Origin of the sequence: Halobaculum saliterrae (assembly GCF_009831625.1) — an archaeon.
In the GTDB taxonomy this organism is placed as follows: Archaea; Halobacteriota; Halobacteria; order Halobacteriales; family Haloferacaceae; genus Halobaculum; species Halobaculum saliterrae.
This window is the reverse complement of sequence record NZ_WUUS01000005.1, coordinates 23,469-46,892: the sequence shown is the minus strand read 5'-3', so window position 1 is coordinate 46,892 and position 23,424 is coordinate 23,469. Positions and strand designations below refer to the sequence as shown.

The following is a 23,424-nucleotide window of genomic DNA, read 5'->3' as shown; positions in this document are numbered from 1 at the left end:
GGTTCCGCGCGGCCGCGGCGCTACTCCTCGACGGCGCTGCCCGCGCGGATGATCGCCTCCTCGCCGAAGGCGGGGCCGACGAACTGCATCCCGACCGGGAGGCCCTCGGCCTCGCCCGCCGGCACCGAGATCGCCGGGAGGTTCGCGAGGTTCACCGGCACCGTGTTCGCGTCCATCAGGTACAGCGAGAGCGGGTCGTCGAGGCTCTCGCCGCGCTTCGGGGGGAGCACGGGCATCGTCGGCGTCGCGAGCACGTCCGCCTCGGCGAACGCCTCGTCGAAGTCCCGTTTCACCCAGGCGCGGGCGTCCTGCGCCTTCTCGTAGTACTTGTCGTGGTAGCCCGCCGAGAGGGCGTACGTCCCCAGCAGGATCCGGCGTTTCACCTCGTCTCCGAAGCCCTCCTCGCGGGCGGCCGCGAACGACTCGTTCCAGTTGCCCTCGCCGCCGTCGACGCCGTACCGAACGCCGTCGAAGCGCGCGAGGTTCGAGGACGCCTCCGACATCGCGATGACGTAGTACGCCTGCACCGCGTGTTCGACGGAGGGCAGCGACACCTCGACCGTCTCGACGCCCCGCGCCTCCAGGTCCGCCAGCGCGTCCTCGAACACCGCGACGACCTCGTCGTCGGCCCCCTCGACCAGTTCCGTCGGAACGCCGACGGTCATCCCGTCCACGTCGCCGTCGGCGGCCGCGGCGTACTCGGTCGCGTCGGCGGGATGGACGTCGTCCGGAACGTCGGTCGCGCCGGGCGCGCCGCCCTCCGCGGCGTCGTACCGCGTCGTCGCGTCGTGTTCGTCGGGGCCGGCGATGGCGTCGAGCAGCGTGGCCGCGTCCTCGACCGTGTTCGCCAGCGGCCCGATCTGCTCCAGCGAGTTGGCGTACGCGACGAGGCCGTACCGCGAGACGAGGCCGTACGTCGGCTTGATCCCGACGACGCCGCAGAACGCGGCGGGGTTGCGAACCGAGCCGCCGGTGTCGGAGCCGAGCGCGAGGTCCGCCTCGCCCGCGGCGACGGCAGCCGCGGAGCCGCCCGAGGAGCCGCCCGGGACGCGTTCGGGGTCGACGGGGTTCTTCGTAGGGCCGAACGCCGAGGTCTCGGTCGTGCCGCCCATGCCGAACTCGTCCATGTTCGCCTTGCCGACGAGCGTCGCGCCGGCCTCCCGCAGGCGCTCGACGACCGTCGCGTCGTACGGCGGCACGTACTCCGCGAGCATCGCGGAGCCGCAGGTGGTCCGGATCCCCTCGGTCGAGATGTTGTCCTTCACGGCGACCGTCTTCCCCGCGAGGGGACCGTCCGCGTCGCCCTCGACGGTCTCCCGGGTGACGAACGCGTTCAGGTCGTCGGTCGAGTCGCCGTCTCGGGCGTCGTCGGCGCTCATGAGACCTTCGGCCCCTTGAAGAAGCCCGCCTCCGAGTCGGGCGCGTTCGCGAGCGCCTCCTCCTGGGAGAGGCCGTCGCGCACCTCGTCGGCGCGCATCACGTTCACCAGATCCGGCTCGTCCGCGACCTCGGGCACCTCGTCGAGCGCCGCGAAGTAGTCGAGCACGTCCGCGAACTGCTCGGCGAACGCCGTCGCCTCCTCGTCGTCGAGGTCGACCCGGGCGAGGTCGGCGACGTGGCGGACCTCGTCGGGGTCGACGACGCCGGCGTCGGCCTCCGACTCGGCGCCCTCGTCCGTCGCTGTCATGTACGGGGAGTGCCACGGACCGCGAGTAAGGGTTTCGATACCCCCGACTGCGGTCATGGATCCGGTCGTCCCTCCGGTCGGGTTCGCTTCGACGCCGTCAGGATCCACCTCGAGACCGCCGTGGCCGCCTCGGGATCGTCCACGGTCGGCTCTCCGAGCACGGTGCTCTCGACCCGGCGGAATTAGGTGGAGCCGAACGCACCTCGATTGGCGGAATTCGGGCCCGAAGACGGCGAAAATCCGCCAGCAGATATAAGTTGCTTCCGCCCCTGTAACTGGTACGGCGAACCCCCCATCGGAGCCTTGAGTCTCCGATTTCAACACATCCTAACAATGAGTGAGAACGTCCGAAGTTACACGGACGACCGATCGCGCACCACCACCGCCGGCGAGGACGAGACGCAGTCCGAGTCGGAGGGAGAACAGCTCGAATGCCCGGAGTGCGGCGGGAAGCTGACGAACGACTCCGAGCGCGGCGAGACCGTCTGCCGGGACTGCGGCCTCGTCGTCGAGGAGGACGAGATCGATCACGGGCCGGAGTGGCGCGCGTTCGACTCCAAGGAGAAGGACCAGAAGTCCCGCGTCGGCGCCCCCACGACGAACATGATGCACGACAAGGGGCTGTCGACCAACATCGGCTGGCAGGACAAGGACGCCTACGGCAACCAGCTGTCCGGCCGCCAGCGAGAGAAGATGCAGCGGCTGCGCACGTGGAACGAGCGGTTCCGCACGCGCGACTCGAAGGAGCGCAACCTCAAGCAGGCGCTCGGCGAGATCGACCGCATGGCCTCGGCGCTGGGCCTGCCGGACAACGTCCGCGAGACCGCCTCGGTCATCTACCGCCGCGCGCTCGACGAGGACCTCCTCCCCGGGCGCTCCATCGAGGGCGTCTCCACCGCGAGCCTCTATGCGGCCGCCCGACAGGCCGGAACGCCGCGGTCGCTCGACGAGATCACGAACGTCTCCCGCGTCGAGAAGGACGAGATCGCGCGGACGTACCGCTACGTCGTCCGCGAGCTGAAGCTGGAGATCCAGCCGGCGGACCCCGAGAGCTACGTTCCGCGGTTCGCGTCGGACCTGGACCTGTCCGACGAGTCCGAACGACGTGCCCGCCAGCTCCTCCAGACGGCCAAACAGGAGGGCGTCCACTCGGGCAAGTCGCCAGTCGGCCTCGCGGCCGCGGCCGTCTACGCCGCGTCGCTGCTCACTAACGAGAAGGTGACCCAAAGCGAGGTGAGCGAGGTGGCGAACATCTCGGAGGTCACCATCCGCAACCGGTACCACGAGCTGCTCGAGGCCGAGGAAGAAGTCCAGCTCGGCTGATCCGGATCGACTACCTGAACGTGTGACGCTTTCGTAACCCCGAAGCCGCACACCCGCCAGCCACGCGTATGGAGACCACGCGCCACTTCACCGCGACCGTCTATCTCGTCCACGACGGCGCGACCGCGCTGCACGAGCACCCGTCGCTCGGGATCCGAATCCCGCCGGGCGGCCACGTCGACCACGACGAGGTCCCCCACGAGGCGGGACTGCGCGAGGCCCGCGAGGAGACCGGGCTCGACCCCACGCTCGTCGACGACACCCGCGACATCGAGGCCCCGGCCGGGATGACGCTCCCGTCCCCCCGGCACACGATGCTGTACGACATCAACGTCCACGACGACGGCACGGTCGGCCACCAGCACATCGACCACGTGTACTTCGCCGCCGTCGACGACCGAGCGATCGACCCCGACGGCGACGACGAGGTCGGTCCGGAGGCGTGGGCGTGGTACACGCCGAAAGACCTCCGCGAGAGCGACGTAGACAGCGACACAACGGAGATCGGGATCGAGGCGATCGAGACGGTTCGTGCGGCCACCGAGCGGTGACTTTCGACGCGGCGAACGACCCGAACGTTTAGATACCGAAGTGGAACCACTGCCTCCATCGAGTAGCCGGGAACTACCGACGCTCAGCGGGAGTGTGACACCGCGTCGGTCGAACGGACCCGCGAAGCGGTGTCGCCTGTCAGCGAACTCCATCCGACAGCGACCGCTCCGGTCAGCACTCGCTATCGTTCGTCGCGGGAGCGGTACGCGTCGCCACACAGGTCGGCGATGTAGCGACCGACGTGGTCGTCCATGCGACGCTTGAACCCCGCCTGCCGCGCGAGGCGGTCGAGTTCACGCGAGACGTAGGTGCCGTACTGGACGGCCTTCTTCTCCGCCGAGCGGACCCGATCGGGGACGAGTCCCTCGGCGGCCGCGCGGAGCGCCACTTTCCGTTCGCCGTCGGCGACGAGGAGGCTACCGGGGAGCGCCAGCGCCGCACTAACGACGCGGTCGTGCAACAGCGGCGCGACCGGCTCGACGCCGGCGGCCCGGAGCGCGAGCACGTCGCGCTCCAGTTGGTCGGGGAGCGACAGGACCGTCTCGCGACGGGCACCGCGCACGGTGTCGGCGTCGACCCGGTGATCGTCCGCCGGGTCGACGACCTTCGCGTACCCGCCGAACAACTCGTCGGCTCCCTGCCCGACGGCGAGGCGGTCGTGTCCGTCGTCGGCGGCGCGCTCGCCGACGAGATACAGCGGCAGCGCGATGGCGACGTCCATCGGGTTGCGCCGCCCGGTCGCCGCGACGATCTCCGGAACGGCACGTTCGAGGTCGGCGTGTGAGAGCGTCACCTCCCGCAGGTCGCGGTCCATCGCCTCCGCGGCCGCACGAGCGGCGGCCACGTCGTGGGCGCCCTCGAACCCGGCGACGTACAGCGGCGCCTCGGTGACGCCGGCGGCGACGAGCGCCGAGTCGACGCCGCCGGAGAACGCGACCGCGAGCCCGTCGGAGTCGACCGCGCGAACGCTCCGTTCGACGGCCTCGGTGACCGCTTCGAGCGCGGGGTCGGCCGCGGACGCCTCCGGGTCGGGCAGCGACCAGACGCGTCGCTCGCCCTCGATGTCGAGTATGGACCCCGCGGGCAACGAGCGCGGGCGCTCCAGACCCGCGAGGCTGCGGCTCCAGCGGTCCGGGTCGTCGCGCTCCACGAACAAGGGTCGACGACCGAGGACGTCCCGAACGAGCGTCCCGTCGGCGAGCCCGGCGAACCCGCCGGTCCCGGGGAGCGGGTCTCCGTCCGCCAGCGCGTCGCGGACGAGGGTAGGATCGGCGAGGTCACCGTCGAGGGAAGTCGTCCCGGGGTCACGCTCGCGAGTCACAGGAGATCGTCGACGCGGCGGCCGATACGTCGCTTCGCGCCACCGGCGGCCTGCCGGAAGGAGATGTACCACGGCGTCCGCTTGCCGACGACGCTGGTTCGACCGTCGCGGACCGCGTCGAGGATCGCGGCCACCGAGCGCTCGTCGGCGCCGACCTGGGTGACCGCCTGTCCGACCATCTCCGCGATGTGCGCGTCGCTCCCGGCGGTCATCGGAACCCCGTGGTTCACCGCGAACGACTCCGCCTGCCGGTTCGATCGCCCCGTCAGGAGCCGCGAGTTGTACACTTCGATGGCGTCCGCGTTCGCCAGTTGTTCGGTCGAGATGTGCGGTGCGACGCCGTGGCGCGACTTCTGGAACGGGTGCGGGATGACCGCGAGCCCCCCCTGATCGTGGATCCGGTCGAGCGTCTCCTCGTAGTCGAGCCCGGCGGGGATCAGCTCCTCGATCCCGAGCGCGAGTACGTGGCCGGCGGCGCTCGTGACCTCCATTCCGGGGATGCCGACGAGTCCGTAGTCGTCCGCCAGCTCGACGGCCTCGAGGCTCGCGTCGAGTTCGTCGTGGTCGGTGACCGCGAGCGCGTCGAGGCCCACGGCGGCCGCCTGTTCGAGGAGCATGTCGACAGGGTCGCGGCCGTCGTGCGAGAGCGCCGAGTGACTGTGCAGCTCGACCGATAGCACGGTCACACGTACTCGCGGACCGTAGAAAAGCGACCCGGTCCGATCGGATACGCCGTCGACGGTGGCGGCGATAGGCACGACCGTGCATATAGAAAGCCATTTTGCCGGCCGTGTTGACCGCACATGTGAATGCCCCTCGCCGACGCGGATCGGGAACTGGTGGAGGCGGAGCTCGGCCGGGAGCCGACCCGAGCCGAGGCCGCGCTGTTCGAGAACCTCTGGAGCGAGCACTGCGCGTACCGGTCGTCTCGTCCGCTGCTGTCGGCGTTCGACAGCGAGTCGGACGACGTGGTGATCGGTCCCGGCGACGACGCCGCGGTCGTCGCCCTCGACGACGAGACGTACGCAACGCTCGGTATCGAGAGCCACAACCACCCCTCGTACGTCGATCCCTTCGACGGCGCCGCGACCGGCGTCGGGGGGATCGTCCGCGACACGATGTCGATGGGCGCGTACCCCATCGCGCTCGCGGACTCGCTGTACTTCGGCGGCTTCGACCGCGAACACTCGCGGTACCTGTTCGAGGGCGTCGTCGAGGGGATCAGCCACTACGGCAACTGCATCGGCGTTCCGACGGTCGCCGGCTCCGTCGCGTTCGACGACGGCTACGAGGGGAACCCCCTCGTCAACGTCGCCTGCGTCGGCCTGACGACGCCGGACCGACTCGTCACCGCGACGGCCGAGACGCCCGGTAACAAGCTCGTTCTCGTCGGCAACGCGACCGGCCGCGACGGTCTCGGCGGCGCCTCCTTCGCCTCCGAGGACCTCGCGGAGGACGCGGAGACGGAGGACAGGCCCGCGGTGCAGGTCGGGGACCCGTACGCCGAGAAGCGGCTCATCGAGTGTAACGAGGCGCTCGTCGACGAGGGCCTGCTCGTCGCCGCACGCGACCTCGGCGCGGCCGGACTCGGCGGGGCGTCATCCGAGTTGGTCGCCAAGGGCGGCCTCGGCGCCGACATCGCGCTCGACCGCGTCCACCAGCGCGAGCCGAACATGAACGCCATGGAGATCCTCCTCGCGGAGAGTCAGGAGCGCATGGTGTACGAGATCCGGCCCGAGGACACCGACCGCGTCGCCGAGTTGGCCGAGCGATTCGACCTCGGCTGCTCGGTCATCGGCGAGGTGACCGACGGCAACTACGTGTGCACGTTCGAGGGCGAGACGGTCGTCGACGCCCCCGCGGGGTACCTCGCCGACGGCGCGCCGATGAACGATCTTCCGCGGGAGGATCCGAGCCAACCCGAGCGCGATCTGCCCGCGCTCGTCGACCCCGACTCCGATGCCGGCGACGACGGCGGTCGGGAGGGAGCCGTCGACGACCTGCGAGCGGCGTTCGAGGCGGTCGTCGGCAACCCCAACACAGCGAGCAAGCGCTGGGTGTACCGGCAGTACGACCACGAGGTCGGCGTCCGCACCGCGGTGCCTCCGGGCGACGACGCCGCCGTGATGGCGATCCGCGAGGCCGAGACCGACGCGGGCGAACCGCTCGGCCTGGCGCTGTCCTCGGGATCCGAACCGCGGTGGACCGAGGCGGCGCCGTACGAGGGCGCCCGCGCCGTCGCGCTGGAGAACGCCACGAACCTCGCGGCGAAGGGGGCGACGCCGCTGGCGGCCGTCGACTGCCTCAACGGTGGGAATCCGGAGAAACCCGACGTCTACGGCGGCTTCGCGGCCGCCGTCGACGGCCTCGCGGAGATGTGTGCGGACCTCTCGATCCCGGTCGTCGGCGGCAACGTCTCGCTGTACAACGACTCCGTCGCCGGCCCGATCCCGCCGACGCCGACGCTCGCGGTCATCGGAACGACGGCGGGGTTCTCGGCGCCCCCGGCGGCGTTCGACGGCGAGGGTACCGTGCTCGCGGTCGGCGCGGCCGGCGGCGCACTGGGCGGCTCCGAGTTCCTCGCGCAGGCGACCGGAACTGATCGCTTCCCGGACCTTCCCGAGAACGCGCCGGCGGTCCTGCGGACCCTCGCGGCCGTCGCGGACCGCGACGACACGCTCGCGGTCCACGACGTGAGCCACGGCGGCCTCGCGGTGGCGCTCGCGGAGATGGTGACCGGCGAGGCGGGCGCGGACGTCGCGCTCGACGACGCGCTCGCGCTGTTCGACGAGACCCCCGGCCGCGCGGTGATCGAGACGACGGATCCCGACGCGGTCCGCGACGCGTTCGAGGGCGTCGCGCCGGTGGAGTCGCTCGGCGAGGCGACCGCCGACGGAACGCTCTCGTTGACGGTTGACGACGCGGAGGTGCGGTACGACGCCGCGTCGATCCGCGACCTCCGCGCGGTCATCGAACGCGAACTGGACTGACGACGCCGTTCACGAGATCGGCCGGTTCAGTCGCGAGGTCGGCCGTTACAGGGGTGTGAGACCGTGGGAATCGAACGAACGCTTTTTGATTGTACCGTTGACAATAAATCGTGCCCCTCCGGACGCTTCTCCTCGCCGCGCTGCTGGTCGCCGCCGGCTGTGCGGCTCCCGCGGCGACGCCGCCAGTGACCGACGGAGACTCCGCGCCCACGGATCCGGAGACGGAGACCGGGAACTCGGCAACTCCGCCCGATCCGTCGGTCTCGTCGGTCTCGCCGACCCTGCAGGCCTCGCCCACGGCGTCGGCGACGGCATCGACGGCGTCGCCGCGAGCGCTCGCGGAGGAACACGAGGTCCGCGTGGCCGGCGGTTCGCTGCCGGTCGAGTTCGACCTGGTGTTCGCCCGCGTGGCGGTGGCCATGGATCGACCGACGGTCGAGCCGCCGTCGGTCGTCCGCGTCGAGCCGAACGAGTCGATGCGGCTCGGCGGGAGCGAGTACCCCGAGTTCTACCGGCTGCTCGGCTTCCGAGTGGCCGAGGAGCGGGAGCACGCCGTCACCGCGGCGGCGTACGTCGCGACGCCGGAATCGGTCGTCGTCAACGAGGCGGCCCTCGGAAACGCGTCGGACGCGGAGTCGACACTGGCACACGAGTCCGTCCACGTCGTTCAGTACCGGACCGGCGCGTTCGAGCGGCTCGCCGGAACCGCGGCCGTGCCGCCCGGATCGACAGCCGAGCGGCTGCTACGCGCGGCGATCGTCGAGGGGTCGGCGACCTACGTGCAGGGGGCGTACGTCCGTCGATACGCGCCGGAGGCCCCGCAGCCGACCGCGTCGCTGCGGGCGCGAGCCGCCCGAGGGTCGCCGGCCGAGCGACTCGGCGTCGCGCCGTATCTCGCCGGCGAGCGATACGTCGACGCGCGCGTCTCCGATCCCGGCGAGGTGCGCGAAGTCTACGATGACCCGCCGCGCACCGCCGAGGAGTTGCTCCACGACCGGCCACCGGGGAGCGAACCCGTGGTGCCCCTGACTGTCCGCGACGCGCCCGAGGACGGCTGGACGAGCGATCCGGAGACGACGGACACGTACGGGGAGCTGTTCGTTCGAGTCGTGCTCGAAACGGGGGTCGACGAGTCGGCGGCGGCGGACGCCGCCCACGGCTGGGGGAACGACGTTCGACGGCGGTTCGTCGGGGCCGACGATGAGGGGTCGACGCGAACCGGCTACGCGTGGGCGATCCGGTTCGACGACGGGGCCAACGCGACGGCGTTCGCCGAGGCGTTCGGGACGTGGCGAGAGAGCCGCCCGGCGAACGCGTCGACGGTACGACTCGCGCGTCCCGCGCCGGAGACGGTCGTGCTACTGCTCGGCGACGAACGGTTCGTGAGGGGCGCGAGCCCGTCCTGGAGAGACGGAACGGTCACGGTTCGCGTGAACGGGACCGGGTGATCCGCAGTCAGACCAGCAGCAGCGGCAGCCCAAAGACGACGAGGACGCCGACGAGTGCGACGACCGCTCCGGTGGTCGCCTGTCCGCTCGTGACCTCCTGCATCGGGGACGTAACGCGGTCGTAGTCGAACTCCTTGTAGTGGTCGTGGTCGTGGTGATCGGCCATGGTTCCTGCCCCGAGAACCGGGGCGCTGCCACTTAATCTGCCGTGGTCCGCATCGGCATCGAGCGCGACGGCGGGACAACGCACCGATGCCGCGGCCGCCGAAGGTCTTCTTCACCACCACGACTGCCGAACGCGCCTCTTCCGGGAACGGCCGCCAGAGTTTTCATCGGCACACCGGGACGCGAGTGCATGGTCCCCGGAAGTCGCGATGCGCTCCTCCGACGCGTCCAGCGATCGGCACAGCGAAACGAGTACATCGCCGAGAGTATCTGGTGGTCGGTGTTCGCCTGCTACACCGTCACCGTCGCCACCATCAGCCTCGGCGGGGTCGTCGGTGGGGGGTACCTCTACTTCCGGTACGTCCTCCCGGCGGTCGCCGCGCGAGTCGACCCGACGGCGCAGGCGGTCGTCGGCCTCGCGTACGTGTTCGTGCTGTTCGTCCTGCTGCACTCGGTCGTGAGCCGCATCCGATCGTGGCTCTACGGCGGGGGAACCGTCAGCGGCTGGAAGCGGTGAACGGGTGTGCGGAACCCCGGCGAACAGTCGAGCGACGGGGTGCGCGCGGCAGTCGTCGCCTCCGGTGTGACGACGCTCACGCGAACAGGCGAAACCATGAAACCCGGTTCGGGGCTATCGAACGTATGACCCTCACGAAGCGGATCATCCCGTGCATCGACGTCGACCTCGACGACGACGGGAACGCCGCCGTCTACACCGGCGTCAACTTCGAGAACCTGGAGTACTCAGGCGACCCCGTCGAGATGGCGAAGAAGTACAACGAGGCGGGCGCCGACGAGTTCGTCTTCCTCGACATCACCGCCTCCGCGGAGGGGCGCGAGACGATGCTCGATACGGTCTCTGCGGTCGCGGACGAGTGTTTCATTCCGCTGACCGTCGGCGGCGGCATCCGGACGAAAGCCGACATCAAGGAGACGCTGCGGGCGGGTGCGGACAAGGTGTCGATCAACTCCGGCGCCATCGAGAACCCCGAGTTGATCACCGAGGGGGCCGACGCCTTCGGCAGCCAGTGCATCGTCATCTCCGTCGACGCGCGGCGACGCTTCGACGACGAGGGCGACCACTACGTCGAGATCGAACGCGAGGACGGCACGACCGAGGAGTGCTGGTTCGAGTGTACGGTCAAGGGAGGCCGAGAGGGCACCGGCCTCGACGTGGTAACCTGGGCGATGGAGGCCGAGGATCGCGGCGCGGGGGAGCTGTTCGTCAACTCCATCGACGCCGACGGCACGAAGGACGGCTACGACATCCCGCTCACGAAGGCCGTCTGTGACGCCGTCTCGACGCCCGTGATCGCCTCCTCGGGCTGTGGCGGCCCGGAGGACATGGAGGAGGTGTTCGTCGACGCGAACGCCGACGCCGGACTGGCGGCCAGCATCTTCCACTTCGACGAGTTCGGGATCGGCGAGGTGAAGCGCTACCTCGACGAGCGCGGCGTTCCCGTCCGGCTCTGAGTCCCGGGGGCGACCGTCATCGCCTCGGCCCCACGGACAGAGTGTGCGGATCGAACACGACCGCTGAACGTTGAACACGCGGGCGGGCGAAGCGTCCGGCATGAGCATCGACGGCGACACCGACATCGATCCCGAGGCCTACGTCGAGCGCGTTCGCGAGGAGCGCCACAGGAAGGAGGAGTTCTTCACACAGCATCCGCGTTCGCCGATCCCGGAGTCCGATCGGGCGGAGTTCTCCGGGCTGAACTACTTCGACCCGGACCCGGCGTACCGATTCGAGGCGACGTTGCACGAGCACGACGACCCCGAACGCATCACCGTCGAGACGACCCAGGACGGCGCTCGGGAGTACGACAACGTCGGCGAGTTCCGGATACGCGTCGACGCCGAGGACGTGACGGTTCAGGCGTACCGCTCGCCGGGCGACGAGTACCGCCTGTGGGTGCCGTTCCGCGACGGGACGAACGGCGAGTGGACGTACCCCGCCGGACGGTACCTCGATCTGGAGGATCCCGACGATCGGACCGACGACGGCGACTGGGTGCTGGACTTCAACGAGGCGTACAACCCCTACTGTGCGTACAGCGAGGCGTACGAGTGCCCGCTGGTTCCGGCGGACAACTGGCTGGACGTCGAGATCCCGGCGGGCGAAACGCTGCCCGACGAGTAGCGATCGGGAGAACGGTCCGAGAAATCGGTGGGTACGACGGGCGTGGGGGGCGCGTGCCGCCTCAGGCCTCGGCGGCCGGGGCGTCGTCGAAGGCGGCCTCGATCCGGTCGTAGAGCGACTCCAGGTTGTCCGAGATGCCCGTCGCGGCCTGTTCGAGCGCGTCGAGCGGGTCGAGCCCGTCCTCGGTCTTGATCGAGAGGATCGGCTCGGTCTGGCCCCCGGACTGCTCGGGGTTCATGTCGTACGTCGCGGCGGCGACGCCCTCGGTGTTGAGCAGCTGTCCCTTGAGGACGTTCATGAACGTGTGGTCCTCGCCCGCGATCTCGATGCGGAGTTCCTCGTCGGTCTTGTCGATGACGCGAAGTTCCATTGCCGAATCGTTCGCCACAGGCGCGTTTGAAGCTTGTGTTCCGCGGATTCGCGCGTCCACACGCTCGCCCAGCAACCGCGCCGCTCACTCCCCGTCCCACTCGACCACGCGGTCGATCCCCGGATCCGGGAACAGCGACGCCACGTCGGGATCGTCGTCGGCGAGCGCGTAGCGTGTGCCGTCTCGCTCGACGATGCCGGCGCTCGCGAGGTGGTCGAGGTGCGCGTACGCCTCGCCGGGGCCGTGGAGGACGTGGATGCCGTGGAGGTCGCCGAACAGCGCGGCGCTCACCTCCCACGCGGTGGAGGGACCGAGATCGGCGAGCACGTCGACGACGTTCCCCGTACGCTCGACGTGGTGGCGCAGGATCGTCGCCGCGCGCCCCGCCGGGTCGTCGATCCGGTCGCGGTGACCGGGCCACGCGGCTTCGAGGTCGAGATCGATCAGGGTCAGCAGGCTCTCCACGTAGCGTTCGAGGGGGTTCTCGACGCGGACGTCGGCGCCGCCGACGTTCGGGGTGTACTTCGGGAGGATCGCGTCGCCGACGAACGCCTCGTCCCCGCCGGCGTCGTGGAAGGCGGTCAGCCCCGCCGCGTGGCCGGGGAGGTGGACGGCCTCGAGCGTCCGTCCGTTCACCTCGAAGGCGTCGCCGTCGACGAACGGCTCCACCTCGCACGGCTCCCCGCCGAGATCGCCGTGGTCCTCGAGGAACTCGACGAGTTCCGAGCGGGTCGCCTCGGGCATCCCCCACTCCCGGAACTTCTCGCGCTGGAGCCGCTGTTCCTCGAGCAGGCTGTCCTCGTCGCCGGCAACGAGGGGGGCGTCGGCCTCGTGGACGTGGATCGTCGCACCCGACTCCGACTGGATGGCACCCGAGAGTCCGGCGTGGTCGGCGTGCCAGTGGGTGAGGAGCAGGCGGTCGACGTCCGCGAGGTCGTGGCCGAGGTCCGCGAGCCCCGACGCCAACTGCTCGCGAACATCCGGGAGGGCGACGCCGGCGTCGACGAGGACCAGTTCGTCGGGGTCGCCGCCGTCGGCCGTGCCGTCGAGCACGTAGACGTTGTTGAGCCCCTCGAAGACGGTGTTCGTGAGACGGATCCGCTGCATACCGACCGATGCTCCCCGGGCGGCAAGAACCCTTCCGACTCGGACGGCGACGGCTCCAGCCCCGCCCCGGAATCGGTTGTTTACGTCAGAAATTCACATAAATTTTCATAACCCAGAAACCCGTGCGTACTCGGGAGTGGTTCCCGTACAGCGCATCGACCGACGCCGGGCCGGATCGCCTCGTGACCCCGCGGTCGAACGCGGTCGGGCCGAGCGATGACGTGGCAGTCCGGTCGGCTGGCGCTCGTCGTGCTGGCCGGCGGGGTCGTCGTGGTGCTGGTGGCGGTGCTCGTCTCCGACTCCCTCCGCGGCCGCGCGAGGAACGCGGTCGCCGCGGCGCTGGATTCGGTCGCCGCATGGGCGTCTGCCGCCGCCGTCCGGTACGGCGACGACGGTTCGACACGCTCGCGAGCCGCCGCGGCGTCGGTCGCGAGGGATGCCGCGGTCGACGCCGCGACGGAGGGGCTGATCGTCGTCGACGGGGACGGCATGATCGTCGCCTGCAACTCGGTCGCCGCCGACGCACTGGGCCACACGCGGGGGGCCGCCGTCGGCGAACCGATCGAGGCGCTCGATCCGGAACTGGACTCCCTGATCGACGACTCGACCGCCGACAGTTCGACCGACGGCGACTCGCCGGTCGCCGATCCGGTCGACGGCGATATCCCGACCGAGGGCGACTCTCCCGGTGCCGCGGACGGGCCCGAACGCGGCCGGCTCGTCGCCGACGCCGTACGCGACGTGACCGCGACGGCCGGGAGCGACGAGATGCGGGGTGGATCATCGCGGCTCGCTCGGATGACCGACGAGGGAAAGCGTCACTACGACGTCCACGTGAACCCGTTCGAGCGGTCGGGCCTCCGGGGGCGGGTTGTCGTGCTCCGCGACGTCACCGACCGACACCGACTGCGTCGGCGGATCGGGGTCCTGAACCGGTTGCTTCGGCACGACCTCCGCAACGAGATGAACGTCGTCCTGGGGTACGCCGAGCAGATCGAGGACCGGCTCAGGGAACGAGCCGGCAAGGAGGACGCCGTCGACGACGAGATGGAGACTGCGATCGACCGGATCACCGGCGCGGCGGAGACCATGCTCGACCGCGCCGAGACCGTGCGTCACGTCGAGGCGACGCTGGACGCCGACGGCTCCACACTGACACGCCTCGACGTCGTCGGGCTCGTGCGGGCGCAGGTCGATGGGCTGACTATGGAGTACCGCTCGATCGATCCGCAGGTCACCGTCGACGCCCCGGACTCCGCGTGGATAACCGCCACCGGGCTGGTCGACACGGTGTTCGAGAACCTCCTCGAGAACGCGATCGAACACAGCCATCGCGAGCGCCCGGTCGTCGAGGTCAGCGTCGAGGAGTCCGAGGAGTTCGTCGCCGTGACGGTCGCCGACGACGGTCCCGGGATCCCCAGTCAGGAACTGCGGACGTTCCAGAGCGAATCGGAGACGGCCGTCACCCACTCGTCGGGGCTGGGACTGTGGCTCGTCGTGTGGATCACGGAGGCGTCCGGCGGGCGAGTCTCCTTCGACGTGGACGAGACGGGGACGGCGGTCACGGTGGAGTTCCCGGCGGCAGACCCGCCGGAGTGATCCGACCGTCGCACGGTTCGAGGTCGACGGCGGCCGATGGGACGGTGACCGTCCCCGGCGACGGTCACCGAACGAGGTACGGGTCCGACCCGGCGATGAACCGTCCGAGGTCCGACTCGCGACGGTAGTCGGTGGCGCGAAGCGTCGCGAGCGCGTCGACCAGCCGGTCCGCCTCCGTGGCCCCGTCGTCGCCGTCATCACCGTCGTCGCCGTCGTCACCGCTGTCGCCGTCGTTCCACTCCGCCGGCTCCTTGATCGGAAGGACGAGCCACCCGGATCCCCGGATCTCGCGGCCGTGAAGGTCGTCCATCCGGATCGGGGTCTTGTGCGCCTGCGCGGTGTACTGCTCCAGCACGTGACGGGTCGCGCGTTCCCCCACCGGGAGCAGCACGTGGGCCGCGATGGCGCGCACCTCAGCGTCGAAGAACGGCTCCATCTCGCCGTACGACGCGCGCGTCGGCGCGCCGTCGGGGCCGAGGCGGTCGCCCGTCGCCTCGCACATGTGGAGATACGAGAGGTACGTCGACTCGACCGACGGCGCGTCGCCGCCCGTCTGTAACAGTCCGGCCCGAACCAACGCGTCGAGGAGCCGCTCGCCGGCGACGGAACCGGTGAACGGGACGCGCGCATCGAGCCCGCCGTGGACGCCGGGGTGGTCCCCGATGACGTGGAAGTCGGCGTTCGCGTCGCCGTATCCGGGGACGAACCGATCGCACTCGGGGGACAGTCCGAAGGGGTTCGACACGCGGTCGGTGACGTTCTGCACGGCACCAGTTGGCCGTCTGTGACACATGGCGCTTCCGGTTCGGCCGTTCCCGGGGGGCCGTCGGGGCCGACAGCCGAAACGGATACGGTCGGCGAGCGAGACAGGGTTGTGTGAAGTGATAGCACATGACAGTACGACGCGCGACGCGCGGCGACGCCGACGCGGTCCGCCGAGTCGCGGGCGACTCGTGGGAGACGGACTACCCGTCGATCCTCAGCAGGGAGAGCGTCGAGTCCGGGCTCGAGGAGTGGTACGACCCCGACCGCGTCCGGGCGGCCGTCGAGGCGGACGACGAGCTGCTGTACGTCGAAGAGGGAGGAGGAGAGGACGCCGAGGCCCGGGCGGTCGTCGGGTTCGCGCACGCGGTCGTCGACGAGCGCGCCGAGACGGGCCACCTGCTCCGGCTGTACGTCCACCCGGACGCCCGCGGCGAGGGCCGCGGCGGGCGGCTGCTCGAACGTGCTCGCGGGGACCTGTTCGCCCGCGGCGTCGACCGGATCCACGCGACGGTGCTGACCGACAACGACCTCGGAACGGAGTTCTACCGGTCGTTCGGCTTCGAGCCGACCGGGGAGGCGGAGACGAGGATCGGCGGCGAGACGTATCCGGAGACCAGGTTCACGCTGACTCGTGAGGGCTGACCCGCACCCGGGGGATCCGGTCGCGGCTCACAGCTCGACGCCGGAGGGGATCAAGCTCTCGTGGCGAAGCAGGTTCCCCTCGGCGTCGTACACGAGGAACGTCTCCTTCTCGTAGGCGACGAGGGAATCACCGTCGACGTCGATCTCCACGCGGTAGCGGCCGTCGCCCTCGTCGACGCGGCCGTACTCGCGGGCCGCGCGGATGAACTGGAGCACGTCCTCGGCGGACTCGTTGAGTTCGAGGACGAAGTCTCCCGTGTGGCGGTTCGTCACGCCGACGACCCCGGCGGCATCGGGATCGCGCTCGTGGTCGGACTGGAGCCTGTACGCCACGTCGATCTCTCCGGCGTCGAGCAGCTCGCCGTCGGTGCCGGTGAGGCGCTCGCGGAGGAGATCCGCCGGGCCCTGGAAGTCGATATACACGTGCGGCTTGGCCGGATCCGCGTCGGTCTCGACCCAGTCGACGTGCTCCACAGTCAGCTCGAAGTGATCGCGCCTCATTCCGTGATATTCCCTACGGGATCTGTGTGTAAGTACGTAACGCCCCCGACAGCGTCGGATCGCGGGAGCGGGGGTTCGTCCCGGTCGTCGGTCCAATCGATTTATCCCGACGCGCGGCGCCCCGTGGAACATGGTCTGGGTCCGGTCCGAGTACGCGGGCGAGCTCGCCGTCCTGTCCACGTGGGTCGCGGCGCTGCTGCCGTGGAACGTGTTCTACGGCGCCGTCTCCGGGGGCTCGGTGCTGTTCGTCCGGTTCCCGTTGATCCAGGTCCGGTACGCGTTCGGGCTGCCGTTCGTCCGCGCGGTGAGCGTCTCCTCGCCCGTCTCGGCGTATCTGCTGCAGTCGGGCACGTCCGTCCAGATCGCGTACGCCGCCTGGCTCGTCGGCGCGGCCGTGTACCTCGTCGCGCTCGCGGTCTCCGTGTACTACTACCGCGAGGAGGCGCGCGCCGAGTCGTGGCCCGTCGACCCCGTCGACGCACTCGGCGCCCTGCTGGTCGTCTCGGCGCTATCGTTCCTCGTCGCCTCCGCGCTGTTCCCCGAGCGGTTCTTCGGGGTCGGGTTCGGCGTCGGCGGCGGGCTCCCGGGCGTGTCGCTGCCGGTCGGTGCGGTCCTTCAGCTCGTGCTCGGCGGCGTGCTCCTGCGGGCCGAACGCGTCAGCTGACGACCGCGAGCATGGAGAGGGATGCGCGAATCGGCGGCGGTGGGTGTGCGGATCACCGGTGGTGGGTCCGCCATCGGGACCGACCGCGATATCATCCCTGTGATCCTCGGTGGTGAAGTTAAGTACCGGACTTCCCTACGACACGCAGTAACCGATGTCTGGGGACGCCGCGGAGCCCACGGCCGACGATCGCCCCCTGTCGTCTCTCAGGCGGCGCCTCGCCCGAACCCTCGAGGTGCTTCGGGGGGCCGACCTCGACGTCCGGCCGTTTCTCCCCGGCGAGGACGGGCCGCTGGCGTCGTTCGATCCGCCGGCCGGCCACGACGAGATCGAGCGCTACTGGGTGAACGCGCCGTACGCATACGTCGTGGTCACCTACGACACCGAGTCGGACAACCACGTCTACCACGTGGTCGAACCCGAGCTCGACGACTTCGAGTTCGGCCTGCTTCAACGCGTCGTCGACGACATCCGCGACCCGCTGTTGTACCGGGACGACGCCGGCGAGCCGGGCGACGACCGGCTTCGGGACGAGCTGGCGACGCTGCTCGAACAGTACGGCGTCGACGCCTCGATGGGGACGTTCCACAGTCTGCTGTACTACCTCCGGCGCGACTTCAGGGGGTACGGGAAGATCGACGCGCTCCTGTCGGACCGACACATCGAGGATATCTCCTGTGACGGCTACGACCTCCCGATCTTCGTCTACCACGACGAGTACACCGACATCGAGACGAACGTCGTCTTCGAGGCCGACGAGTTGGACAACTACGTGATCAGGCTGGCGCAGCGGTCCGGCCAACACATCTCCGTCGGCGACCCGGTGGTCGGGACGACGCTGCCGGACGGGTCGCGTGCCGAGCTCGCGCTCGGCGAGGAGGTCACCCCGCGCGGGTCGGCGTTTACCATCCGCCAGTACGCGGAGGAACCGCTCACGCCGATCGACCTGATCGAGTACGGAACGTTCTCGATCGAGCAGATGGCGTACTTCTGGCTGTGTATCGAGCACAACAAGAGCCTCATCTTCGCGGGCGGCACCGCCTCCGGGAAGACCACCTCGATGAACGCGGTGTCGATGTTCATCCCGCCGCGTTCGAAGGTGCTCACCATCGAGGACACCCGCGAGCTGTCGCTGTACCACGACAACTGGCTGTCGTCGGTGACCCGCGAGCAGATGGGCGAGGGCGAGGACATCGACATGTACGACCTCCTGCGCTCCGCGCTCCGACACCGGCCGGAGTACATCATCGTCGGCGAGGTTCGCGGGGAGGAGGCGCTCACCCTGTTCCAGGCGATGAACACCGGCCACACCACGTTCTCGACGATGCACGCCGACTCCATCGAGACCGTGATCAACCGCCTGGAGAACGAGCCGATCAACGTCCCACGGTCGATGGTTCAGTCGCTGGACCTGCTGTCGGTGCAGACGCTCGCCCGATTCGACGGCGGGCGCGTGCGCCGCGCGAAGACCGTCGGCGAGATCGGCGGGATCGACCAGCGAACCGGCGAACTGGACTACTCGTCGGTGTTCGAGTGGGACGCCGGCTCCGACAGCTTCACGAGCCGGGACTCGGCCCTGCTCGACGAGATCCAGTCCGAACGGGGGTGGAGCCGGTCGGAGCTGTTGTCGGAGCTTCGTGACCGCCGACGGTTCCTCGCACACCTCAAGGACAACGAGGTCACCGACTATCGTCGCTTCACCGCGCTCGTCAACGAGTACTACGCCGACCCGGATCGCGTGATGGACCGGATCGAGGCCGACGATCCCGACGCCGCCGAGGACGCGGCCAACGGGGGGACGACGCCGGAGGGGACAGTATCGGACGGGCGAGGCGAGGACGCGGGCGCCGCGGACGCGACCGCCGAGGTCGTGGACCGGAACGCCCGGGACCCCGACGCTCCCGACCCCGACGGTCCGGGGTCAGACGCCCCCGAGCCGGGCGACGAGGGCTGACGGGTGGTCCTGTCGTTCCTCCCTCTTGCCGCCGCGTTGCTCCTGTTGGCCCCGATCCTCGCCGGAACCGTGAGTCGGGAGGCGAACCTCGCCGTGACCCGGATCGCCGTCCACGCGTTCGGGGACCGCGTGGCCGCCGATCGATCCCGGGTGAACCGCCAACGCGACCGGCTGCGGGCGGCACACGTCGACGTCACCCACCGAACGTACGCGTCGAAGACGCTGTTGTACGCCACCGTCGCCGGCGTCTCGGGGAGCGTCCTCGGCGTGTACGTCGTCGCGGCGACGCTGGCGCTTCTCAGAGTCGGCGGAGAGGCGATCCGGGCGGCGTTGCCGCCCGTACTGGGGTTCCTCGCGGACCTCACGCGGATCGGCGAACTCGGCGTCGTCGACCTGTTCCCGCTGTTGCTCGTCTCGTCGGCGACCGTGGGCGTCGGGTCGGCCGTCTCCGTGTATCTCCTCCGGTGGGAGATCCTCGACCAGCGCGCCCACGCCAGAGCGAGCCAGATCGAGGCGACGCTTCCCCGGACCGTCGCGTTCGTGTACGCGCTGTCCCGGTCGGGCATGGCGTTGCCTGCGGTGTTGGAGACGCTGTCGCGCAACGAGGACGTGTACGGGGAGGCCGCCCGCGAGCTGGGCGTCGCCGTCCGCGACATGAACACGTTCGGGACGGACGTGATCACCGCGCTCGAACGCATGGCCGAGCGCTCGCCGTCACAGAACATGAGCGAGTTCGGGGAGAACCTCGCGTCCGTGCTCGGCAGCGGCCGGGAGCTCTCGGGGTTCCTGCGCGACCAGTACGAGCGGTATCAGGAGGAGGCGGAGTCCCAACAGGAGCAGTATCTCGAACTCATCTCCACGTTCGCGGAGGCGTACGTGACGGTGCTCGTCGCCGGGCCGCTGTTCTTCATCACGATCCTCGTCGTCATCGGGATCGTCATCTCGGACACGCTCCCGCTGTTGCGTGCGGTCGTCTACCTCGGGGTCCCGCTCGCGAGCTTCGGGTTCGTCGTCTACATCGACTCGATAACCCGGTCGACGGGCGACGCGATCGCGTCGAAACGGACGGTCGAGGACGCACGGGTTCGGTCGGTCGCGGGGAGCGGTGGCGGTGCCGGCGATGCCTCAGACGCCCGGGCGGACGGCGGCGCGGGCGACGTGGGGGCCGCTCGCGCCGCCGACGTGGATCGGTGGGGCGCGAGCAGGGAACGGCTGGCCGTCTACGACCGGATCGAGGCCCTGCTCGACGCCGCGAACCGGCCTCTGAGGCTCCTCCTCGATCGGCCGGAGCTGACCGCGGCCGTCACGGTTCCGGCGGGCCTGTGGTGGGTGTGGCTACGGACGCCCGCGATCCCGCTCCAACCGCTCCCGTTCGCTCGGGCGGTCGACTCCCCGGTCATCGAGGCGACGCTGGTGGTGCTCGCGGCCTACGGCGTCGCGTACGAGATCGAGAAACGCCGGATCGGGGCGATCGAACGGGCGGTCCCCGACTTCCTCGACCGGATGGCGAGCATCAACGAGGCCGGCGCGAGCGTCATCGAGAGCCTGCGTCGGCTCACCGACTCCGACCTCGGCGAACTCACCCCGGAGGTGGAACGGACGTGGCGGGACGTGGAGTGGGGAGCGACCGTCACGACGGCGCTCGGTCGGTTCCGCGGGCGGGTCCGCTCGCCGGTTGTGTCGCGGGCGGTCGCGCTCGTCTCGAACGCCGTCGAGGCGAGCGGCGACGTGGCGCCGGTGCTGGCGATCGCGGCCGACGAGGCGCGCTCCACGCGGCGCCTCCGCAGGGAGCGTCGGCAGGTGATGGTGACGTACCTGCTCGTCATCTACGTCTCCTTCGCGGTGTTCCTCGGGATCATCGCGGCGCTGACGGTCGCGTTCATCCCGGCCGTCGAGGGGGCGCAGTTGTCGTCGCCGGGCGGCGTCGCGGGCGTCTCGACCGGCGTGTTCGAGGGGATCGGCACCGTCGACACGGACGACTACGTCCTGTTGTTCTATCACGCCGCGGCGATCCAGGGGATCGCGTCGGGGCTCATCGCCGGACAGTTGGGCGAGGGAAGCGTCAGCGACGGTGTGAAGCACGCGACAGTCATGCTCCTGCTGGCGTACCTCACGTTCGTGATCGTCGGATGACGCGGGACGAGGGCGATCCGACGGCGGAGGACGAAGGCGGCTCCGAGGGGAGCGATCGGTTCGACGCGGGGGAGCCGTCACCGTCGGCGGGGACGGCCGCGGCGACGTACGACCGCATCGCCGCCCACTTCTCGAAGACGCGCGAGCACGCCTGGCCCGAGGTGGAGTCGTTCCTTGAGGGTCGGTCCGGTCGGGTCGGGCTCGACGTCGGGTGCGGAAACGGTCGCCACTGCGACCCGCTCGCCGGTCGCGTCGAGGAGACGGTGGGCGTGGACGTGAGCGGGGGACTGTTGCGCGAGGCACGGGAGCGAGCACGCGAGCGCGGGTACGGATCGGGCCTCTCCTTCGTCCGCGGCGACGCCGGCGCGCTCCCCGTCGCCGCCGACGACATCGATCTGGCGGTGTACGTCGCCGCGCTCCATCACCTCCGATCGCGAGAGCGGCGCGTCGGCTCGCTGTCGGAACTCGCCCGGACGCTCGCACCCGAGGGTCGGGCGCTGGTGAGCGCGTGGAGCACCGCCCACGACCGGTTCGACGCCGACGCGGACGCGGAGGTCGGGTTCGACACGACGGTCGACTGGACGCTCCCCGGCGGCGAGACCGTCCCGCGGTTCTACCACGTCTACGCGCCGCGGGAGTTCGACGCGGATCTGGCCGCGAGCGACCTCCGGATCGTCGACTCGTTCGTCTCCAGCGGCAACTGCTATGCTGTCGTTGCGCCCGAGTGAGCCGCCGGCGGGAACTCGAAGCGAGGATCGTGGTGTGTGAACGCCTCACGGGTGGATACGCCGGCCGCACGACCGGACGCGTATTTATACGGAGCCCGTCCAAAGCGGGAGTAGATGAACACGGACATCGAGTTCGACTACGACGTGACGGTCGTCGGCGGCGGCCCGGCGGGACTGACGAGCGCCCTGTACGCGACCCGGCTCGGTCTCGACACGCTCGTTGTGAACCGCGGCGGCGGCCGCGCGGCGATGATGCGCGACACCCACAACGTCATCGGCGTCACCGAGGAGACCTCGGGCAACGAGTTCCTCCAGACCGCACAGGAGCAGGTGCAAAGCTACGGCGGGGAGTACCGTCGTGGCTTCGTGGAGGACGTCGAGGCGATCGGCGGGGGCGACGGCGACGACGCCGACGAACCCGACGCGGATGAGGCCGAGGAAGCCCCCCCGGGATTCCGCGTCGACACCGGCGACGAGGAGCTGACGACGCGGCGCGTCGTGCTCGCGACGGGCTTCTCGGACGAGCATCCCGACCCGCCGGTGCCGCGCACGGGCATGGGCCTCCACTACTGCCTCCACTGTGACGCCTACATGTTCGTCGACGAGTCGGTGTACGTGATGGGAACGGGCGACTCCGCCGCGTACGTCGCGATGATCATGCTCAACTTCACCGACGAGGTGGACGTTCTCCTGCGCGGCGAGGAGCCCGAGTGGTCGGACGACACCGCGGAGATGCTGGAGAACCACCCGGTCGACGTGATCCACGAGGAGATCGCGGGGATGAGCAAGGACGACGACGGCTGGCTCGAGAGCTTCGAGTTCGAGGACGGCACCGTCCGCGAGTACAAGGGAGGGTTCCCGATGTACGGCTCGGACTACCACGCGGAGTTGGCGGACGCGCTCGGACTGGATCGCGAGGACTCCGGTGAGGTCGCCGTCGACGACCACGGCCGAACCTCCGTCGACGGGGTGTACGCCGTCGGCGACCTGACTCCCGGCCACAACCAGATCCCGGTCGCGATGGGCGAGGGCGCCAAGTGCGGCATCGCGCTCCACATGGACATGCGTGCGTTCCCCCGCTCGACCGACGATATCGCCGATCTGGGCCCGGTCGACGAGAGCGAGGTTCCCGCGATCTCTCCCGAACTCATGGCGACCGCCGTCGCCCACGAGGGCCACGCGGCGGGGCCGCGGGAGGACGTCGCGGACGCCGCGACCGACGAGGCGACCGCCGACGACTGAACCGCGGCGCCGATCCGGCCGACGGAAACGGTAAACCCCTTATTCCCCCGTCTAATACGTAGTGATACCCTCGGTGCGCCGGTGGTGAGC

Annotated in this window: 23 protein-coding genes; 14 read left to right on the top strand and 9 right to left on the bottom strand. The window is 70.1% G+C overall.

All coding sequences use genetic code 11. The features are described 5' to 3' along the window. Window positions 1–20 precede the first annotated feature (20 nt). Window positions 21–1,379 (bottom strand): Asp-tRNA(Asn)/Glu-tRNA(Gln) amidotransferase subunit GatA, encoded by a 1,359-nt coding sequence (gatA, locus tag GRX01_RS08845; protein WP_159665886.1) that lies wholly within the window; start codon window positions 1,377–1,379, stop codon window positions 21–23. Then, window positions 1,376–1,687, bottom strand: coding sequence for an Asp-tRNA(Asn)/Glu-tRNA(Gln) amidotransferase subunit GatC (gene gatC / locus GRX01_RS08840; RefSeq protein WP_159665884.1), 312 nt, complete (start codon window positions 1,685–1,687; stop codon window positions 1,376–1,378). The genes gatA and gatC overlap by 4 nt, the downstream gene beginning before the upstream one ends. 333 nt (window positions 1,688–2,020) lie before the next feature. On the opposite strand from gatC, the gene GRX01_RS08835 reads away from it, so the two are divergent. After that, window positions 2,021–3,010, top strand: a complete 990-nt coding sequence (locus GRX01_RS08835; protein ID WP_159665881.1) for a transcription initiation factor IIB — start codon at window positions 2,021–2,023, stop codon at window positions 3,008–3,010. Window positions 3,011–3,078: 68 nt separating this feature from the next. Then, window positions 3,079–3,561 (top strand): NUDIX hydrolase, encoded by a 483-nt coding sequence (locus GRX01_RS08830; RefSeq protein WP_159665879.1) that lies wholly within the window; start codon window positions 3,079–3,081, stop codon window positions 3,559–3,561. Window positions 3,562–3,743: 182 nt separating this feature from the next. On the opposite strand, the gene GRX01_RS08825 is transcribed toward GRX01_RS08830, so the two are convergent. Together GRX01_RS08825 and GRX01_RS08820 are read right to left on the bottom strand one after the other, a co-directional pair. After that, window positions 3,744–4,883: an asparagine synthase C-terminal domain-containing protein gene (locus tag GRX01_RS08825; protein ID WP_321167988.1), complete on the bottom strand. Its 1,140-nt coding sequence runs from the start codon at window positions 4,881–4,883 to the stop codon at window positions 3,744–3,746. Further along, entirely contained in the window at window positions 4,880–5,563 is a 684-nt protein-coding gene (locus GRX01_RS08820) for a PHP domain-containing protein (RefSeq protein WP_321167987.1), read from the bottom strand. The genes GRX01_RS08825 and GRX01_RS08820 overlap by 4 nt, the downstream gene beginning before the upstream one ends. A 129-nt stretch (window positions 5,564–5,692) precedes the next feature. Between GRX01_RS08820 and purL the strand changes: the two genes are divergently transcribed. Continuing rightward, complete coding sequence (gene purL / locus GRX01_RS08815; protein ID WP_159665876.1) at window positions 5,693–7,873, top strand: phosphoribosylformylglycinamidine synthase subunit PurL; 2,181 nt, start codon at window positions 5,693–5,695, stop codon at window positions 7,871–7,873. A 110-nt stretch (window positions 7,874–7,983) separates the two neighbouring features. Then, the gene (locus tag GRX01_RS08810; RefSeq protein WP_159665873.1) at window positions 7,984–9,321 is read left to right on the top strand and encodes a hypothetical protein; all 1,338 of its coding nucleotides are present in this window, start codon (window positions 7,984–7,986) and stop codon (window positions 9,319–9,321) included. 7 nt (window positions 9,322–9,328) lie between these two features. Here GRX01_RS08810 and GRX01_RS18820 read toward each other — a convergent pair whose 3' ends face one another. Beyond that, window positions 9,329–9,487, bottom strand: a complete 159-nt coding sequence (locus GRX01_RS18820) for a DUF7550 family protein (RefSeq protein ID WP_201289552.1) — start codon at window positions 9,485–9,487, stop codon at window positions 9,329–9,331. A gap of 189 nt (window positions 9,488–9,676) precedes the next feature. Here GRX01_RS18820 and GRX01_RS08805 point away from each other — a divergent pair, with 189 nt between their 5' ends. From GRX01_RS08805 to GRX01_RS08795, 3 genes are all read left to right on the top strand, one after another. Beyond that, on the top strand, window positions 9,677–10,003 hold the full coding sequence (locus GRX01_RS08805) for a hypothetical protein (RefSeq protein WP_159665871.1): 327 nt from the start codon (window positions 9,677–9,679) through the stop codon (window positions 10,001–10,003). 125 nt (window positions 10,004–10,128) lie between these two features. Continuing rightward, the gene (hisF, locus tag GRX01_RS08800) at window positions 10,129–10,959 is read left to right on the top strand and encodes an imidazole glycerol phosphate synthase subunit HisF (protein ID WP_159665868.1); all 831 of its coding nucleotides are present in this window, start codon (window positions 10,129–10,131) and stop codon (window positions 10,957–10,959) included. Window positions 10,960–11,059: 100 nt separating this feature from the next. After that, window positions 11,060–11,629 carry a DUF1684 domain-containing protein gene (locus tag GRX01_RS08795; protein ID WP_159665866.1) on the top strand — a complete coding sequence of 190 codons (570 nt, stop codon included), beginning with the start codon at window positions 11,060–11,062 and terminating at the stop codon, window positions 11,627–11,629. Between the two features lie 61 nt (window positions 11,630–11,690). Here GRX01_RS08795 and GRX01_RS08790 read toward each other — a convergent pair whose 3' ends face one another. Both GRX01_RS08790 and GRX01_RS08785 read right to left on the bottom strand, forming a co-directional pair. Continuing rightward, window positions 11,691–11,999, bottom strand: coding sequence for a DNA-directed RNA polymerase subunit L (locus GRX01_RS08790; RefSeq protein ID WP_159665863.1), 309 nt, complete (start codon window positions 11,997–11,999; stop codon window positions 11,691–11,693). A gap of 84 nt (window positions 12,000–12,083) precedes the next feature. Continuing rightward, window positions 12,084–13,106 carry an MBL fold metallo-hydrolase gene (locus tag GRX01_RS08785; protein ID WP_159665861.1) on the bottom strand — a complete coding sequence of 341 codons (1,023 nt, stop codon included), beginning with the start codon at window positions 13,104–13,106 and terminating at the stop codon, window positions 12,084–12,086. A gap of 216 nt (window positions 13,107–13,322) precedes the next feature. On the opposite strand from GRX01_RS08785, the gene GRX01_RS08780 reads away from it, so the two are divergent. After that, complete coding sequence (locus tag GRX01_RS08780; RefSeq protein WP_159665859.1) at window positions 13,323–14,705, top strand: sensor histidine kinase; 1,383 nt, start codon at window positions 13,323–13,325, stop codon at window positions 14,703–14,705. Between the two features lie 64 nt (window positions 14,706–14,769). Here the strand turns inward: GRX01_RS08780 and GRX01_RS08775 are convergent, their stop codons facing one another. Next, the gene (locus tag GRX01_RS08775) at window positions 14,770–15,471 is read right to left on the bottom strand and encodes a uracil-DNA glycosylase family protein (RefSeq protein ID WP_321167986.1); all 702 of its coding nucleotides are present in this window, start codon (window positions 15,469–15,471) and stop codon (window positions 14,770–14,772) included. Window positions 15,472–15,596: 125 nt separating this feature from the next. On the opposite strand from GRX01_RS08775, the gene GRX01_RS08770 reads away from it, so the two are divergent. After that, on the top strand, window positions 15,597–16,112 hold the full coding sequence (locus tag GRX01_RS08770) for a GNAT family N-acetyltransferase (protein WP_159665854.1): 516 nt from the start codon (window positions 15,597–15,599) through the stop codon (window positions 16,110–16,112). A 27-nt stretch (window positions 16,113–16,139) separates the two neighbouring features. Here the strand turns inward: GRX01_RS08770 and GRX01_RS08765 are convergent, their stop codons facing one another. Next, window positions 16,140–16,613 (bottom strand): DUF5793 family protein, encoded by a 474-nt coding sequence (locus GRX01_RS08765; RefSeq protein WP_159665851.1) that lies wholly within the window; start codon window positions 16,611–16,613, stop codon window positions 16,140–16,142. A gap of 130 nt (window positions 16,614–16,743) precedes the next feature. Between GRX01_RS08765 and GRX01_RS08760 the strand changes: the two genes are divergently transcribed. From GRX01_RS08760 to GRX01_RS08740, 5 genes are all read left to right on the top strand, one after another. Continuing rightward, entirely contained in the window at window positions 16,744–17,277 is a 534-nt protein-coding gene (locus GRX01_RS08760; protein ID WP_159665849.1) for a DUF7549 family protein, read from the top strand. A 154-nt stretch (window positions 17,278–17,431) separates the two neighbouring features. Next, complete coding sequence (locus GRX01_RS08755; protein ID WP_159665846.1) at window positions 17,432–19,231, top strand: type II/IV secretion system ATPase subunit; 1,800 nt, start codon at window positions 17,432–17,434, stop codon at window positions 19,229–19,231. Between the two features lie 3 nt (window positions 19,232–19,234). Then, window positions 19,235–21,364, top strand: coding sequence for a type II secretion system F family protein (locus tag GRX01_RS08750; RefSeq protein ID WP_321167985.1), 2,130 nt, complete (start codon window positions 19,235–19,237; stop codon window positions 21,362–21,364). After that, the gene (locus tag GRX01_RS08745; protein ID WP_159665843.1) at window positions 21,361–22,092 is read left to right on the top strand and encodes a class I SAM-dependent methyltransferase; all 732 of its coding nucleotides are present in this window, start codon (window positions 21,361–21,363) and stop codon (window positions 22,090–22,092) included. The genes GRX01_RS08750 and GRX01_RS08745 overlap by 4 nt, the downstream gene beginning before the upstream one ends. Before the next feature lie 114 nt (window positions 22,093–22,206). Beyond that, window positions 22,207–23,334 (top strand): NAD(P)/FAD-dependent oxidoreductase, encoded by a 1,128-nt coding sequence (locus tag GRX01_RS08740; protein ID WP_159665840.1) that lies wholly within the window; start codon window positions 22,207–22,209, stop codon window positions 23,332–23,334. The last annotated feature ends 90 nt before the right edge of the window (window positions 23,335–23,424 follow it).

What these genes read in the sequence shown, in the direction of transcription:
- GRX01_RS08795 (WP_159665866.1), top strand. Translation starts at nt 11,060, where the DNA reads ATGAGCATCGACGGCGACACCGACATCGATCCCGAGGCCTACGTCGAG.
- GRX01_RS08740 (WP_159665840.1), top strand. Translation starts at nt 22,207, where the DNA reads ATGAACACGGACATCGAGTTCGACTACGACGTGACGGTCGTCGGCGGC.
- GRX01_RS08765 (WP_159665851.1), bottom strand. Translation starts at nt 16,613, where the DNA reads ATGAGGCGCGATCACTTCGAGCTGACTGTGGAGCACGTCGACTGGGTC.
- gatA (WP_159665886.1), bottom strand. Translation starts at nt 1,379, where the DNA reads ATGAGCGCCGACGACGCCCGAGACGGCGACTCGACCGACGACCTGAAC.
- hisF (WP_159665868.1), top strand. Translation starts at nt 10,129, where the DNA reads ATGACCCTCACGAAGCGGATCATCCCGTGCATCGACGTCGACCTCGAC.
- GRX01_RS08760 (WP_159665849.1), top strand. Translation starts at nt 16,744, where the DNA reads ATGGTCTGGGTCCGGTCCGAGTACGCGGGCGAGCTCGCCGTCCTGTCC.
- GRX01_RS08835 (WP_159665881.1), top strand. Translation starts at nt 2,021, where the DNA reads ATGAGTGAGAACGTCCGAAGTTACACGGACGACCGATCGCGCACCACC.
- GRX01_RS08755 (WP_159665846.1), top strand. Translation starts at nt 17,432, where the DNA reads ATGTCTGGGGACGCCGCGGAGCCCACGGCCGACGATCGCCCCCTGTCG.
- GRX01_RS08805 (WP_159665871.1), top strand. Translation starts at nt 9,677, where the DNA reads ATGGTCCCCGGAAGTCGCGATGCGCTCCTCCGACGCGTCCAGCGATCG.
- GRX01_RS08770 (WP_159665854.1), top strand. Translation starts at nt 15,597, where the DNA reads ATGACAGTACGACGCGCGACGCGCGGCGACGCCGACGCGGTCCGCCGA.
- gatC (WP_159665884.1), bottom strand. Translation starts at nt 1,687, where the DNA reads ATGACAGCGACGGACGAGGGCGCCGAGTCGGAGGCCGACGCCGGCGTC.
- GRX01_RS08745 (WP_159665843.1), top strand. Translation starts at nt 21,361, where the DNA reads ATGACGCGGGACGAGGGCGATCCGACGGCGGAGGACGAAGGCGGCTCC.
- GRX01_RS08785 (WP_159665861.1), bottom strand. Translation starts at nt 13,106, where the DNA reads ATGCAGCGGATCCGTCTCACGAACACCGTCTTCGAGGGGCTCAACAAC.
- GRX01_RS18820 (WP_201289552.1), bottom strand. Translation starts at nt 9,487, where the DNA reads ATGGCCGATCACCACGACCACGACCACTACAAGGAGTTCGACTACGAC.
- purL (WP_159665876.1), top strand. Translation starts at nt 5,693, where the DNA reads ATGCCCCTCGCCGACGCGGATCGGGAACTGGTGGAGGCGGAGCTCGGC.
- GRX01_RS08790 (WP_159665863.1), bottom strand. Translation starts at nt 11,999, where the DNA reads ATGGAACTTCGCGTCATCGACAAGACCGACGAGGAACTCCGCATCGAG.
- GRX01_RS08780 (WP_159665859.1), top strand. Translation starts at nt 13,323, where the DNA reads ATGACGTGGCAGTCCGGTCGGCTGGCGCTCGTCGTGCTGGCCGGCGGG.
- GRX01_RS08830 (WP_159665879.1), top strand. Translation starts at nt 3,079, where the DNA reads ATGGAGACCACGCGCCACTTCACCGCGACCGTCTATCTCGTCCACGAC.